Source organism: Aquimarina spinulae, assembly GCF_943373825.1.
GTDB classification, from domain to species: domain Bacteria; phylum Bacteroidota; class Bacteroidia; order Flavobacteriales; family Flavobacteriaceae; genus Aquimarina; species Aquimarina spinulae.
This window is the reverse complement of sequence record NZ_CALSBP010000002.1, coordinates 297,643-311,889: the sequence shown is the minus strand read 5'-3', so window position 1 is coordinate 311,889 and position 14,247 is coordinate 297,643. Positions and strand designations below refer to the sequence as shown.

General features: G+C 35.5%; 12 protein-coding genes. 6 read left to right on the top strand and 6 right to left on the bottom strand.

Translation table 11 applies throughout. The features are described from left to right. Positions 1 to 6: 6 nt before the first annotated feature. From NNH57_RS07025 to argH, 4 genes are read left to right on the top strand one after another with little or no spacing between them, the layout of a single operon-like run. Entirely contained in the window at positions 7 to 954 is a 948-nt protein-coding gene (locus tag NNH57_RS07025; RefSeq protein ID WP_108809403.1) for an N-acetylornithine carbamoyltransferase, read from the top strand. 4 nt (positions 955 to 958) lie between these two features. Further along, positions 959 to 1,750, top strand: coding sequence for an acetylglutamate kinase (argB, locus tag NNH57_RS07020; RefSeq protein WP_074409243.1), 792 nt, complete (start codon positions 959 to 961; stop codon positions 1,748 to 1,750). Between the two features lie 6 nt (positions 1,751 to 1,756). Next, entirely contained in the window at positions 1,757 to 2,818 is a 1,062-nt protein-coding gene (locus tag NNH57_RS07015; protein WP_108809404.1) for a M20 family metallo-hydrolase, read from the top strand. Between the two features lie 41 nt (positions 2,819 to 2,859). Beyond that, positions 2,860 to 4,137 carry an argininosuccinate lyase gene (argH, locus tag NNH57_RS07010; RefSeq protein WP_108809405.1) on the top strand — a complete coding sequence of 426 codons (1,278 nt, stop codon included), beginning with the start codon at positions 2,860 to 2,862 and terminating at the stop codon, positions 4,135 to 4,137. A 432-nt stretch (positions 4,138 to 4,569) separates the two neighbouring features. On the opposite strand, the gene NNH57_RS07005 is transcribed toward argH, so the two are convergent. Together NNH57_RS07005 and NNH57_RS07000 are read right to left on the bottom strand one after the other, a co-directional pair. Further along, a complete protein-coding gene (locus NNH57_RS07005; RefSeq protein ID WP_106791119.1) occupies positions 4,570 to 4,791 on the bottom strand; it encodes a hypothetical protein in 222 nt (73 codons plus the stop codon). Between the two features lie 114 nt (positions 4,792 to 4,905). Then, the gene (locus tag NNH57_RS07000; RefSeq protein ID WP_074409239.1) at positions 4,906 to 5,262 is read right to left on the bottom strand and encodes a hypothetical protein; all 357 of its coding nucleotides are present in this window, start codon (positions 5,260 to 5,262) and stop codon (positions 4,906 to 4,908) included. 455 nt (positions 5,263 to 5,717) lie between these two features. Here NNH57_RS07000 and NNH57_RS06995 point away from each other — a divergent pair, with 455 nt between their 5' ends. Continuing rightward, the gene (locus NNH57_RS06995) at positions 5,718 to 6,056 is read left to right on the top strand and encodes a GIY-YIG nuclease family protein (RefSeq protein WP_108809406.1); all 339 of its coding nucleotides are present in this window, start codon (positions 5,718 to 5,720) and stop codon (positions 6,054 to 6,056) included. A gap of 200 nt (positions 6,057 to 6,256) precedes the next feature. Here NNH57_RS06995 and NNH57_RS06990 read toward each other — a convergent pair whose 3' ends face one another. The 4 genes from NNH57_RS06990 to NNH57_RS06975 all read right to left on the bottom strand — a co-directional run bounded on the left by NNH57_RS06990 (position 6,257) and on the right by NNH57_RS06975 (position 12,943). Then, positions 6,257 to 9,052, bottom strand: a complete 2,796-nt coding sequence (locus NNH57_RS06990) for an SdiA-regulated domain-containing protein (RefSeq protein WP_159099343.1) — start codon at positions 9,050 to 9,052, stop codon at positions 6,257 to 6,259. 369 nt (positions 9,053 to 9,421) lie between these two features. After that, positions 9,422 to 10,963, bottom strand: coding sequence for an acyl-CoA carboxylase subunit beta (locus tag NNH57_RS06985; RefSeq protein WP_108809408.1), 1,542 nt, complete (start codon positions 10,961 to 10,963; stop codon positions 9,422 to 9,424). Between the two features lie 4 nt (positions 10,964 to 10,967). Continuing rightward, positions 10,968 to 12,410: an acetyl-CoA carboxylase biotin carboxylase subunit gene (gene accC, locus NNH57_RS06980; RefSeq protein ID WP_108809409.1), complete on the bottom strand. Its 1,443-nt coding sequence runs from the start codon at positions 12,408 to 12,410 to the stop codon at positions 10,968 to 10,970. Between the two features lie 47 nt (positions 12,411 to 12,457). Beyond that, the gene (locus NNH57_RS06975; protein ID WP_074409233.1) at positions 12,458 to 12,943 is read right to left on the bottom strand and encodes an acyl-CoA carboxylase biotin carboxyl carrier protein subunit; all 486 of its coding nucleotides are present in this window, start codon (positions 12,941 to 12,943) and stop codon (positions 12,458 to 12,460) included. 431 nt (positions 12,944 to 13,374) lie between these two features. Here NNH57_RS06975 and NNH57_RS06970 point away from each other — a divergent pair, with 431 nt between their 5' ends. After that, a complete protein-coding gene (locus NNH57_RS06970; RefSeq protein WP_074409232.1) occupies positions 13,375 to 14,172 on the top strand; it encodes a YHYH protein in 798 nt (265 codons plus the stop codon). The last annotated feature ends 75 nt before the right edge of the window (positions 14,173 to 14,247 follow it).

Here is a 14,247-nt window from a genome sequence, read left to right as displayed (position 1 = left end):
ATAAGAATGAACAACTACTTTTCAATACAGGATATAGACTCTTTACCCGTTTGGGTAGAGGAAGCAATTGCAATAAAGAAAACCCCTTTATCTAATATGGCTTTGGGTAAAGATAAAACGATAGGATTGTTATTTTTTAATCCAAGTCTTCGTACTCGTTTGAGCACCCAGAAAGCAGCCTTAAATCTGGGAATGAATGTTATGGTTATGAATTTTACAGGAGAAGGCTGGTCGCTCGAGTATGGAGACGGAACCATAATGGATCAGGGGAATTCTGAACATGTAAAAGAAGCTGCCCAGGTAGTTTCTCAATATTGTGATGTATTGGGAGTACGAGCTTTTGCAAAGTTAGAAGATAGAGATGATGACTACAGCGAGAAAGTACTTCATGGGTTTATGAACTATGCTTCAATACCAGTTATCAATATGGAAAGCGCGACCAGACATCCATTACAAGCGTTAACAGATGCTATAACAATTTCCGAATATAAAAAAACAGACAAGCCAAAGGTTGTATTATCATGGGCACCGCATCCAAAAGCCTTACCACAGGCAGTTGCTAATTCTTTTGTAGAGATGATGCAGCGTATGGACGCAGATTTTGTAATTACCCATCCTGTGGGATTTGAGTTAGCCAGTCAGATTACTAAACAGGTGCCCATTGATTACAACCAGGAAAATGCATTAAAAGATGCCGATTTTGTGTATGTCAAAAATTGGAGTGCCTATCAAGAATACGGTAAAGTCATAGATAATGATCCTTCCTGGAAAATTACAAATACAAAAATGAAACTAACCAATGATGCAAAATTTATGCATTGCCTACCTGTACGAAGAAATGTAGTTGTAGATGATGCAGTACTGGATAGTAAAAATTCTATTGTTATCGAACAGGCAAATAATAGAACATATGCTGCACAATTGGTTTTAAAGAAAATACTTGAAAAATCTTAATGTGATGAGAGAACATTTGAAAAAGAGATTATTGGTCGCCAAGATTGGCGGAAATATAATAGAAGATCCAGAAGCATTGACTTCTTTCTTAGAAGATTTTTCTAAAGTAGAAGGCCCAAAGATTTTGGTTCACGGCGGAGGAAAATCTGCTACTCGACTTGCAGCTCAGTTAGGTATAAAGACCGAGATGATCGATGGTCGAAGAATTACTTCTGCAGAGAACCTGGATATCGTTGTAATGACGTATGCAGGGTTATTAAATAAAACCATTGTTGCAGGTTTACAGCATCACCATTGTAATGCTCTGGGATTAACTGGGACAGATGCCAATGTAATTATGGCAAAGAAAAGACCTGTGCAATTTGTTGATTATGGATATGTTGGTGATGTTGTTAACGTAAATGGCAATACCATAAAAGCATTTTTAAATCAGGGAATTACACCGGTTTTTTGCGCCGTTACCCACGATGGTCAAGGGCAATTGTTTAATACGAATGCAGATACAATAGCTTCAGAAATAGCTTCAGAAATGAGTGCTGATTACGAGGTGTCGTTATTTTATTGTTTCGAATTAAAAGGTGTTCTTGAAAATATAGAAGATAAAGATTCTGTAATCGAACATATTGATTTAGAGAGGTATACAGCATTAAGAGAAGCAGAAGTGATCACAGAAGGAATGCTTCCAAAGCTTCAGAATTGCTTTGACGCCTTACAAAAAAAAGTAAGCACAGTACATATTGCTAATGCAGATTTTATAAAGGATAATACAACTAAACATACGACTTTAAGTCTATAACTAATAATGGAAAAACTAACACGTGAAGCGATTGAGCTTTTACATCATTTAATAGAAACGCCATCGTTTTCATCAGAAGAGGAAAAAACAGCGCAATTGATCGAGAATTGGTTCATTCAAAATGATATTCCTTTTGAGAGGGAGAATAATAATATATGGGCATACAATACGTATTTTGACGAATCTAAACCTACTATTTTATTAAACTCCCATCATGATACGGTAAAACCAAATGGAAACTATACGAATGATCCTTTTAAAGCTTTTGTAGAAGAAGGGAAACTGTTTGGCCTGGGAAGTAATGACGCGGGCGGTTGCCTGGTTGCCTTACTAGCTACATTTACTTATTTCTACAATAGAGAAGGATTACACTACAATTTTGTGATTGTTGCTTCTGCAGAAGAAGAGAGTAGTGGTCCTTTAGGATTAAAAAGTGTATTAAAATATCTTAAGAATGTAGCATTTGGCATTGTAGGAGAACCAACACTAATGCAATTGGCCGTTGCAGAAAAAGGCTTATTGGTATTAGATATATCGGTAAAAGGAACAGCTAGTCATGCTGCTCACCCTAATGAAGATAACGCAATTTATAATGCTTTGCAGGTGATAGAGTGGTTTAAAACATATGAATTTAAAAAAATATCAGAAAATCTGGGCAAAGTAAAAGCTACAGTGACACAGATCAATGCTGGGAAACAACACAATGTGGTACCGGCAAGTTGTGATCTGGTGGTAGATATACGAGTGAATGATAGTTATACAAATAAAGAGGTTCTGGATATTGTAAAACAACACATGCCCAAATATGTTGAGGTTGCGCCCAGATCTTTGGATTTAGGATCTTCGTCAATTGCTGTAGATCATCCTATTGTAAAATCGGGAATTGCACTAGGAAGAAGTACGTATGGATCTCCAACCTTATCGGATCAATCGGTATTGAGTTGCCCTTCATTAAAACTCGGACCGGGAGATTCGACCAGGTCGCATTCTGCAAATGAATTTATTTATGTAGATGAGCTAAAAGAAGGAATTGAACTGTATATCAAAATTTTAGAAGGTATAGTATAAATAATGAAGTAGTTAAAATCACTTCAACAAAAGAATAATTAATGAAACTTTGGGATAAAGGATTACCAACAGATCAAAAAATAGATAGGTTTACCGTAGGTAATGACAGGCAATTGGATATGGTAATTGCCAGGTATGATGTGCAGGCAACACTGGTTCATGCTAAGATGCTGCATAAGATTAATTTACTTTCTGACAAAGAAATTTCTGAAATTGAAAAAGAATTGAATATATTGGGGCGGGAAATAGAAAAAGGAACTTTTGTGATAGAAGACCAGTTCGAGGATATACATTCAAAAATTGAGTTTGAATTAACTCAACGAATAGGAGATGCGGGTAAGCGAATACATACCGCCAGATCACGTAATGATCAGGTGTTGGTGGCGATGCATCTATATATGAAGGATGAATTACTTCAAATTAAATCTCTGGTTAACGAATTATCTCAGAATTTACTTACCCTTGCAGAAACATATAAAGATGTGTTACTTCCTGGGTATACCCATATGCAGATAGCGATGCCATCCTCATTTGGACTTTGGTTTTCTGCCTATGCAGAAAGCTTTATTGATGATCTGTATTTTGTAAATGCTGCTTTAAAAGTTGTAGATCAAAACCCATTGGGAAGCGCCGCAGGGTATGGTAGCTCATTTCCGATTGATAGAGAGTTTACCACAAGAGAATTAGGTTTCGAAACCCTTAAGTATAATGTAGTTGCTGCACAGATGAGCAGAGGGAAATCAGAAAAATCTACTGCTTTTGCGATGAGTAGTGTAGCCGCCACTTTATCTAAACTGGCCATGGATGTGTGTTTGTATATGAGTCAGAATTTTGATTTTATGAGTATTCCATCAGAATTTACTACAGGATCCAGTATTATGCCACATAAGAAAAATCCGGACGTCTTTGAGTTAATAAGAGGGAAATGTAATAAAATTCAAGCACTGCCTTACGAATTAAATTTGCTAATCAATAATTTACCTAGTGGTTACCACAGGGATTTACAATTGCTTAAAGAAGGAGTTGTACCCGCTATTCAGGATTTAAAAGCATCTCTTGAGATGACTATGTATGCACTTAAGAATATAAAGGTGAACAAAAATATTTTGGATGATGATAAGTATGATTACCTGTTTAGTGTAGATACATTAAATGAATTGGTAATGCAGGGCATGTCTTTTAGGGATGCCTATATGAAAATTGGATTAGATATTGAGAAGGGATGTTATACACCCGAAAAGAATACAAAACATAGCCATAGTGGTAGTATTAATAATTTATGTCTTAACAAGATAAAAAAGAAATTAGAGGAAGTTTGAGGGAACAGCGCTTTCTAAAATCATGTGAATTATGTTAGAACACAAGCTACTCTATAGGATTAGTTTGTAGTTCTTGAATAAAAAATTGAAAATGTTAATAAAAAGGCATATCTTAATGATATAGAAGAAAAGCTGAAGTATATTTAATTGAGTGTAAGTTGAGTTAGTTTGATTTTTTCGCTTCAGCCTAGACCCCCAGAGGAGTTGTTAACCACTGGGGGTTGTTTTTTTTATGATTAGGGATATTGTATGCTTTAGAATTAATAAGAGAGAAAGATGATGTAATAGGGATAGTAAGATGGCATACCAAAAAACTCCACATCAAAAATGCAGAGTAATTTAGTGTTTTGGAAAGAAATTCGGGTTGAAATAACTAAAACAATACGAAGAAGACTTTAGATTATTTCATTATAAATAGTATATAGCTAAGAGTTATGCTATATGTGCTTCACACGAAATCCATTCTTCGTCCCCATTAGAGTCTTCAGATACTCCACAATCCATCATTACAGAACCTTCTGGATAATATTGCACAAAAGTGCAATTATTGACCTGCTCTGCAGTACATTGATCTCTTCTGCCTCCACCTATTAATATTAGCTCTTCTCGGGATAAAACTTTGAATTTTTTAAATGCTTCTAAAGAATTTTTCATGAGTACATAATTTATATTGATTAATGTATGTACTAAAATACAGTATTAACCAAAGCATAACAAGACAATAAATGTTATAGTTTACTTATTAATGATAAAAAAAATAGATAATTATTACGAAATCAAAGCTTTTAGGTCATTGATTACATTGATATTGTGCCTAAGATTTGCATAAAGGATAAACAAAATAAGTATAGCGACTATAAACCCTAGCAGGATCCCATTATTTCTACTCGACAATTTTTTAGAAGTCTTAAGATACGCCTTAGAAATCTTCTTTGCATAATTGGTCACCAGCGCAAAAGCAGGTGCAAAAATTAAAACGATAACCAGCATATCTATTACTACCAAAAGATACCCCTGTTGATCGATATGTTTCTTTACATATTTTAAGATATACTCATTGATTAATGCAGCAGATAATACAGCTACGGTGTAGATTGCATATTTGGTGGTTTGTCGATTACTCATAGTAGGGCAACTATTCTATTTTAAAAAGTTAATTCTGTTGACCAAGGTAAAATCTATAATTTGATATTCAAAATAAAGATTGTTTTTTGATAAAGAGTAATCGAGTACTACAGCATACGAATTAAATAGCCTTTTGAAAATAAGAACACTATATTACATAAGACCTCACAGGTTTTTAAAACCTGTGAGGTCTACCTTACTACTAATTATTTATTAACAAATCATTTATTTAAGTATAACTCGGGGGAATCTAAATGGTAACATTTTTAGTTTCTTTGTTATTAATATACTAAGGGGTATATATTGAAGTTGTTATCCTGAGTATAATGTGCTTTGACAGACCTACACTGAGCATGCCGAAGGGCTCAGCTTGATATTTATAATATAGCTACGTAAACGCCTGTCACCATGAGCCTGTCGAAGGGGATTGAACATAGAGAAAATAAATTTTAATAATGAAATACTATTATACATATATAGTCGAATGTAGTGATGGTTCTTTTTATACCGGTATGACGAATGATTTAGAACGAAGAATAAATGAGCATAATGCAGGTAATAAGCCAGATAGTTATACCTATGATAAACGGCCAGTTGTTTTAAAATGGTTTGAAATATGCACTAACCCAAATGAAGCCATACAGATAGAAAAGCAAGTAAAAGGATGGAGTAGAAGAAAGAAAATAGCTTTAATTGAAGAGAATTGGGATAAATTGGTTGAATATTCTAAAAATTATACCCAGTTTGGAAATAACATTGATAAAAGTAATGGGTCTTCGACAGGCTCAGACTGACATTAAGTTTTTAATTAATAATTATGAGTATGCCCGTCACCCTGAGCCCTTCGATAAACTCAGGACAAGGCCCTGTCGAAGTACAATTTTTCTCCTGTCATCTCGAGCGTAGTCGAGAGGTCACTATGAAAAATCACTCAATTTGACGACTTTTTAAAACTAAATCTAGACCGAACTCAGGTTTAAAGTATCTACTTAAATTACCTCTTGATAAAACTTTTAACGATATCCTCTTTAGGGTATTTGATTTTTATGAAATAACAACCTTTAGAGAATCGACTAACATTAATATTCAACGCATTATCTACAATACTTGCAGAGGATTGTCTCATTATTTCTTTTCCCGAAATATCATACATGAAAACTTGTATATTTTCTGGAAGCTCATCAAAATCAAATAAAACACTAAGGAAGGTGTCTGCTGGATTAGGAAAAACCTGGATAGTATTGGTAGTTTCTACAGGCAATGGTGGCGGAGGCGGATTTTCATTATCTCCTGTAGTAAACGAAAAATAAGAAGTCCAATCTCCTGTATCATTGTCTTTTATTCTCCAGCAGTATTCTGTATTTATATTTAGGGTGTTTTCTGGTACAACAAATGATTCTTCAGATATATTAGAGGCTGTAAATATAGGGGCCATTTTGGTAGCATTTGCAGATGCTGACTTAGAAAACTTATAAAATGTATTGGGTTCACTTACGATATAGATAGTCCCCTGATTATCTACCGTTACGCCTTCTGCCTGGAGAATTCTATTGGGTAAGGTGCCATTTGCGCCATTAGTACCCAAATCTAAACGACTATATTCTTTTCCGGTCATATCGGTTTCTACTAATGCTCTGGATTCATGACTCAATACAAGAAAATGAGTTTCTTGCTGTATGGTGTTACTTCCCAAATGATGTAAACCAGACAAATCTCTAAATCCAAAATTATTTGTAGCAATATCGAATGGATTGGTAACCGTAGGAGGAGTTGATAGATCTGCGGGTACTTCTAAAGAATATATAGTTAACGGACTTTTTTCTTTCACCAATATTAGTTCATTTGTATTTGGGTTATAGGACACTCCTTCCAGTCCATTATTTGCTCCCCAATTACCGGGAAGTTGAATATAATCTGTTGGATAAGAAATGGTTATTGTTGTGTTTTCTACAGTAATTTTAACCGCTCGCCCTCTTTTTTCTTCAATAACAAAAAAATCGGTACCATTAACCCATACCAAACCTTCTGTATCATTAAAACCTTGTAGAGGAATAGCTCTTATAACATCACCATCTAAGTTCAATTCATACAGTCGGGGAGGATCGTTGATCACAGCAAAAATTGTAGTAGTAGTACTGTTGTAAGTTAATCCGGATAGATCATCAGGAATCTGTGTAATCGTTTTCGGACCCTCGATAAGATTAAATTGATCCAGACCCAAACCGATTGTAGGACTTGGAGGGGGAGGGGGATCTATGGGGCTACAATCGGTTATTTCTAAAGTATAAGAACTTGCGGAGCCTGACCATTCTAAAGTAGGAGTAATGGAAATATTTTCTGAACCATTATCTGGTCGAATTAGTGCTAATTCATTATTTTCTACAGCACCTGGTGCTACTGCACCGATATCGGCATTTACCCGTAGCCTGCCTAAGATATCATCTGAAGGAAGCTGATCTGCCCTTGCTATATTAATAGCAGGACTATTGGTTTCGGGTGTTCCATATGTGTTTACAAGGCGTTCGAATGCTTCTCTAATCGTAACCGAACCATCTTTAAATTGGTTTAAAGAAGAATCATAATGAGGAATGATTAGATTGTTTTGATTTCCTAACAGTGGATTAGCAGTTATCCCGTTTGCATCATCTGCACTGTTAATTTTATCACTGCTATCTTGGGGTATAGGAGTACCATTATTCCAATATAAGTTAGTGTCTAGGGTATAAGTATCGGTATGAGATATAGGGCAATCTGAAAAATCATTCATAGTCCCGGTAGGATCAGACCATATATTATTATAAATATTAATAGTGTTGATAATAGGGTTGGTAGGTTCTCTGTTAAATCTAAATGCAAATGCATTAGCAGGTAAATCTCCTGTTACTGTATTATTTCTGAAAGTAATATCTCTACAGCCTTTAATACCAAAAGGTGCCCGCATAGGATTACTACTATTTCCCAGCATTAGATTATTTTCTATCATAACATCAAAGGCTTGATAGTGAGGCTCACTGTCTTCTCCTATAAGAACAAAGTTTGTAGCTACTGTTCCTTCCCAATTTAGAAATACATTTCTACGAATCTTAACATTTCTTGAACCGGTATAGATATCATTACTACCGCCACTATCTTTGATAACAATAAAACTACTGGTATCATTGTTATTAGTACGGCCACTACTCGAAAAATCGTTTAAGAAAATATTATCCTGTATAATTAAGTTTTCTACACTGTTACCATCGATATGCTCATCAGATCCGGATTGATTAAAAAATAAATTCCCCTGGAAAGTGATATTGTATGAGGCGGCATTTACTTTTACAAGATCATTATTGTAACTATCATGTATAACACAATTCTGAAATGTAATATCATGTACATCGCCATTCCCATCTCCATCAATATGAATAACTAAAGGCGCAGCACCGGGAGCATCATGTGCTATATCAAAACCATCAAAAGTAATACCGTGGCAACCACTAGGGCTTTTATAGGCGGTAATAACGGTAGTATTATTGCGTAATTTTGCCATATAAGACACTTGTGATTTTACCAAAACACCAGTAGTAAAACTTCCTCGAACTCTAACTCGCCCATTGTATGTACCGGGTTTTACCAAAATTGTACTACCATCTGTAACAGTATTAAGAGCATGTTGGATGGTTGCCCAGGGAGTATCGTTAGAACCATTGCCGCTAGAATCATTTCCGTTTACAGCTACGTAGTAGGTGGTTTGACCTGTTAAAGAAATAGAGATAATAAGTAGTAAGAATAATAGTATTTTTTTCATTTGACTTTTCATTTAATGTTGGGATACGTCACTAAATCAGTAGAAGCTAACTTTTTCTTCTACAGATTTGTTTACAAAAAATAAAGGGACAAAGTGTAAAATTACATGAATTAATACTTAAAAAAAACCCTGTTTTCAGTGAAAAAAAGCTTGATAATTGTGAAGGTTTCTATTAAAATTAGAGCAGGTAATGTGTAGTTTTTAGTATAGAAAAGTGTAAAAATCTATATAAGGAAGGAATGCTTTATAATTTTATTTTTTCTGACTTCGGGCAGGGTAATAAGGACGATATTGCTGCATATTCGAAATATACTAGAGAAAATAAACCCTTCAAAAGTTCTTGAACTTGTGAAGGGTTTGTATATGTATCTACAAAGGAATATTCCCATGTTTTCGATCAGGGCGCTCGACAATTTTATTTTCGAGCATGCTAAATCCTTTTATGAGTTTTCTTCGGGTATTTTTAGGTAAGATAACTTCATCTACAAAACCACGTTGTGCAGCTCGGTATGGATTAGCGAATTTCTCGGCATACTCAGCTTCTTTTTCGGCAAGTTTGGCTGCCGGATCATCTGCTGCTTTGATCTCTTTTCTAAAAATAATCTCACTGGCACCTTTGGCACCCATTACTGCAATTTCTGCAGAAGGCCAGGCATAGTTAAGATCAGCACCAATATGCTTAGAATTCATCACATCATATGCACCACCATAGGCTTTACGGGTAATTACCGTTACTTTAGGTACGGTAGCCTCACTTAAGGCATATAACAATTTGGCTCCGTGTACAATAATACCATTCCATTCCTGATCAGTTCCCGGTAAGAACCCAGGAACATCTACTAGTACTAACAAAGGGATATTAAAGCAATCACAGAAACGTGTAAATCGCGCAGCTTTTTTAGAACTATTTACATCCAAAACTCCAGCCAGAAATTGAGGTTGATTGGCTACAATCCCAATACTTCTTCCGCCCAGACGGGCAAAACCTACAATGATATTCTCTGCATAGTCTTTATGAATTTCATAGAAGGAGTCTGTATCAATAATCCCGCTAATTACCTCGTGCATGTCATAAGGTTTGTTGGGATTATCAGGTACAATAGAAGAGAGGTTGTCTCTTACTTCGTTGGTTAAGGTATATTCTAATTTTTTAGGCTGCTCTTTATTACTTTGTGGTAGGTAACTTAGTAGCTTTTTTACATCTTCGAGGCATTCTATATCATTAGAAGAAGTGATATGTGCTACTCCTGATTTTGTAGAATGGGTACTGGCGCCTCCTAATTCTTCAGAAGTAACTTCTTCGTTGGTTACTGTTTTTACTACATTAGGTCCGGTAACAAACATATAGCTGGTATCTTCTACCATCATGGTAAAATCTGTCATTGCAGGAGAATATACAGCACCGCCGGCACAAGGGCCCATTATAGCAGAGATCTGGGGGATTACTCCAGAGGCTTGTACGTTTTTATAAAAAATATCGGCATACCCACCCAGAGAGCGAACTCCTTCCTGGATTCGGGCACCGCCAGAATCATTAAGCCCTATAATTGGTGCTCCCATTTTTACAGCCATATCCATAACTTTACAGATTTTCTCGGCATGGGTTTCGGATAAAGCACCACCAAAAACGGTAAAGTCTTGTGCAAAAATATAGATTAATCGTCCGTTTACGGTTCCGTATCCCGTAACTACACCATCGCCATAATAGATTTCTTTATCCATCCCAAAATCGGTAGTACGATGTGTCACCAGAATACCAATTTCTTCAAAAGAGCCTTCATCAAGCAAATATTCTACACGCTCACGGGCAGTTAATTTTTTCTTTTGATGTTGTTTTTCAATACGTTGCTCACCACCACCTAATTTTGCCTGAGCAATTTTATCTTGTAATGTTTTTATTTTTGAATCCATAATATTAGAGTGTTGGTATGCGTAACGTTTTTTGATCTTCGATGTATTGTTTCATAGCAATTAAGGCAGCAATTTTAGCTTCTTCTTCCATTGCCGATTGTATGGTTTCGGGGATAAAATATTTCTTTACAAAATGTGTGTCGAAATTACCAGATTTAAAGGCATCATGCTCAAACACGAATTTACCAAACGGTAATGTAGTTTGTACTCCTTTAATAGTATAATTGTCAATTGCTTTTATCATTAATTGTATCGCTTCTTCACGAGTTTTTCCATAAGTAATTAGCTTCGAGAGCATGGGATCGTAGTAGATAGGAATATCCATTCCTTCTTCAAAACCATTATCGACGCGAATCCCTTTTCCAACAGGTAATTGATAGGTTTCTAAGTTTCCTACGCTGGGTAAGAAATCATTAAGCGGGTCTTCTGCATATACTCGTAACTCCAGAGCGTGTCCTTTTATTTTTAGATCTTCTTGTTGTATGGGTAGTTTTTCGCCTCGAGCTACTTTTATTTGTAATGCTACAAGGTCTGTTCCTGTAATAAGTTCGGTAACAGGGTGTTCTACTTGTAGTCTGGTATTCATTTCGAGGAAGTAGAAATTGTGATTTTCATCTAAAAGAAATTCTACAGTCCCGGCACCAAGGTAGTCACAGGCTTTGGCTACTTTAACAGCCGCTTCTCCCATTTCGGATCGTAATTCTTGAGAAAGTACAGCAGAAGGAGCTTCTTCTACTACTTTTTGATGTCGTCGTTGTACGCTACATTCTCTTTCGAATAAGTGCACTACGTTGCCATGGCTATCTGCCATTACTTGTATTTCGATATGTCGTGGTGAGGCAACATATTTTTCGATAAATACAGAGCCATCTCCAAATGCCGAGGTAGCTTCGCTAATGGCACGATTCATTTGTGATTCGAGATCTTTTTCTTCTTCTACCACTCGCATCCCTTTTCCACCACCACCTGCAGAGGCTTTAATTAAAATAGGAAAACCTATTTCTGAAGCGATAGCTTTTGCTTTGGTAATATCGGTAATAGCTTCGTCTATACCAGGAACCATAGGGATATCATAAGCCTTAACAGCATCTTTGGCTGCTAATTTGCTTCCCATCACCTTAATGGCTTTTGATTTTGGACCTATAAAAATGATATTATTTTTTTCTACTTCTTCCGCAAATTCTGCATTTTCACTAAGGAATCCATATCCGGGATGTATCGCATCTACATGTAATTGCTTTGCAACTTCAATGATTTTGGATCCTAATAAGTAAGATTGGTTAGAAGGTGCTTCACCAATACAGACAGCTTCATCTGCAAATTTTACATGTGGAGCGTTTCTGTCTACGGTAGAGTAGATTGCTACGGTTTTGATTCCCATTTTACGAGCTGTCGTCATCACTCTAATGGCAATCTCACCTCTGTTTGCTACTAGTATTTTTTTCATATTAAACTATATTTGAACACATGGTTCTGTTTAATGCCTGTGACAGGCTAAGCGAATTCGATTAATAATTGTCCTTTATCTACTGCATCCCCTGTAGAGGCAGAAATAGATTTGATAACTCCGTCTCTGGGAGATAGAATAATATTTTCCATTTTCATGGCTTCCAAAATAAGTAAAGGATCATCTTCTTTTACTTCCTGACCTATTTCAACCTGAATATCCAGAAGAAGCCCAGGCATAGGAGCTTTAATCGCATTTACCTGTTTAGAAGACCCAATAGAGAATCCCATTGCTGCGATCTGGGCATCTAATTCGTTGGTGATGTCTACCTGGTAACTGTTGTTATTAACCTTTACAGTATATTTTTTAGTATTGAAATCTGATTGTACAATTTCTGTATGAAAAGATTTGTTGTTTTTAAGAATGTGATGGGTTGATTTAGAATTACTTACTATATCTATTTTTGAAATGTCTTCTTCGGTAAATTCAAAATCAAAAATAGTATTTACACTAACTTTATATGTACTACTCATAAATGTGAATATTTGACTTGCAATATAAAAATAGATATTAAAAAGAACCAGATAATAATTAGAAGTTTATTCCTTCAGCTTTTATGGATTTCCATAACAATTCAATTTAATATGAACTTATCTTTATGTATTCAATATGTTATGATTAACTCGTTGTGCATTTTGATATTTTTGAATTCCAAATTCGTCAATTCGAGTGCTTCGCCCATAGGAAGAAGTGTATCGAGAATAGAGTTTGGGATCAAAAAAGCTATTCTCAATAACCCTACTGAGCTTACCGAAGTACAATTTTTCTTCGTTTCACTATGAAAATCACTCGAATTGACGCTTTTTTATAATATTAATTTTAAAACGGGCGATGGGTTATGATTAAACCATTTGTAATTATAAAAGTCTAAAGGAGAAATACGATGAACTAAAACTACATATTTATGAAAAAGCCCCAATCAATTTCAATTTTTTTTACTCTCTTTTTACTTTTTATATTCGCATGTATTGCGTGCTCTAACGATGATGATACAACAGTAGATAATGATGGTGATGGCGAGATCGTAACCTCTACAGATTATGACATAAGTTCGATATTAACCAAATTTAATGCGGCAGGATTATCGTATGAGATTAGTGGAGATAACGTGATTTTTACAACAAATAACCTCCCTGATCACAAATCTCCGTATTACCTGGATACCGAATGGGAAACAGAGTTATACGAACCTTATACAGGTAGTAATACAAACTTTGCTCTAAACCCTAATAGAATTGCAGAACAAAATATTACGATCACCGTCCCGATACGTCCGGCAGAAGCTACTACAAAAGAAGCAACAGCATTAGGTGCCATGGGTATTGCAATTAACGGAGTGGTTTTTTACAATCAATATGCAGGGCCTAATAACCAACCTTTAACTTCAGAGATTAATTCATTTGATCAATATCTTGGGCATCCTCAACAGCAAGGAGGGTATCATTATCATCAGGAACCAGAATATCTTACCAATACGTTTGGAGAGGATACGTTTCTTGGCCTATTGGCCGATGGTTTTCCTGTGTATGGTCCCATTGAACATGGTGAGGAAATTATCAATACAGATCTAGATGAATATCATGGTCATACGAGTGCTACTACTGATTTCCCTGATGGGATTTACCATTATCATATTACATCTGAAGATCCATATATTAACGGAAATGGTTTTTTTGGTACTCCCGGAAATATTACAAATTAGGAGATAAGACTAGTATTAAGAAATTTCAGCAATTACTAAAATTTGATGGTGTGAAATGAGCCATAACAATTAAAG

What these genes read in the sequence shown, in the direction of transcription:
- NNH57_RS07025 (WP_108809403.1), top strand. Translation starts at nt 7, where the DNA reads ATGAACAACTACTTTTCAATACAGGATATAGACTCTTTACCCGTTTGG.
- argB (WP_074409243.1), top strand. Translation starts at nt 959, where the DNA reads ATGAGAGAACATTTGAAAAAGAGATTATTGGTCGCCAAGATTGGCGGA.
- NNH57_RS07015 (WP_108809404.1), top strand. Translation starts at nt 1,757, where the DNA reads ATGGAAAAACTAACACGTGAAGCGATTGAGCTTTTACATCATTTAATA.
- argH (WP_108809405.1), top strand. Translation starts at nt 2,860, where the DNA reads ATGAAACTTTGGGATAAAGGATTACCAACAGATCAAAAAATAGATAGG.
- NNH57_RS07005 (WP_106791119.1), bottom strand. Translation starts at nt 4,791, where the DNA reads ATGAAAAATTCTTTAGAAGCATTTAAAAAATTCAAAGTTTTATCCCGA.
- NNH57_RS07000 (WP_074409239.1), bottom strand. Translation starts at nt 5,262, where the DNA reads ATGAGTAATCGACAAACCACCAAATATGCAATCTACACCGTAGCTGTA.
- NNH57_RS06995 (WP_108809406.1), top strand. Translation starts at nt 5,718, where the DNA reads ATGAAATACTATTATACATATATAGTCGAATGTAGTGATGGTTCTTTT.
- NNH57_RS06990 (WP_159099343.1), bottom strand. Translation starts at nt 9,052, where the DNA reads ATGAAAAAAATACTATTATTCTTACTACTTATTATCTCTATTTCTTTA.
- NNH57_RS06985 (WP_108809408.1), bottom strand. Translation starts at nt 10,963, where the DNA reads ATGGATTCAAAAATAAAAACATTACAAGATAAAATTGCTCAGGCAAAA.
- accC (WP_108809409.1), bottom strand. Translation starts at nt 12,410, where the DNA reads ATGAAAAAAATACTAGTAGCAAACAGAGGTGAGATTGCCATTAGAGTG.
- NNH57_RS06975 (WP_074409233.1), bottom strand. Translation starts at nt 12,943, where the DNA reads ATGAGTAGTACATATAAAGTTAGTGTAAATACTATTTTTGATTTTGAA.
- NNH57_RS06970 (WP_074409232.1), top strand. Translation starts at nt 13,375, where the DNA reads ATGAAAAAGCCCCAATCAATTTCAATTTTTTTTACTCTCTTTTTACTT.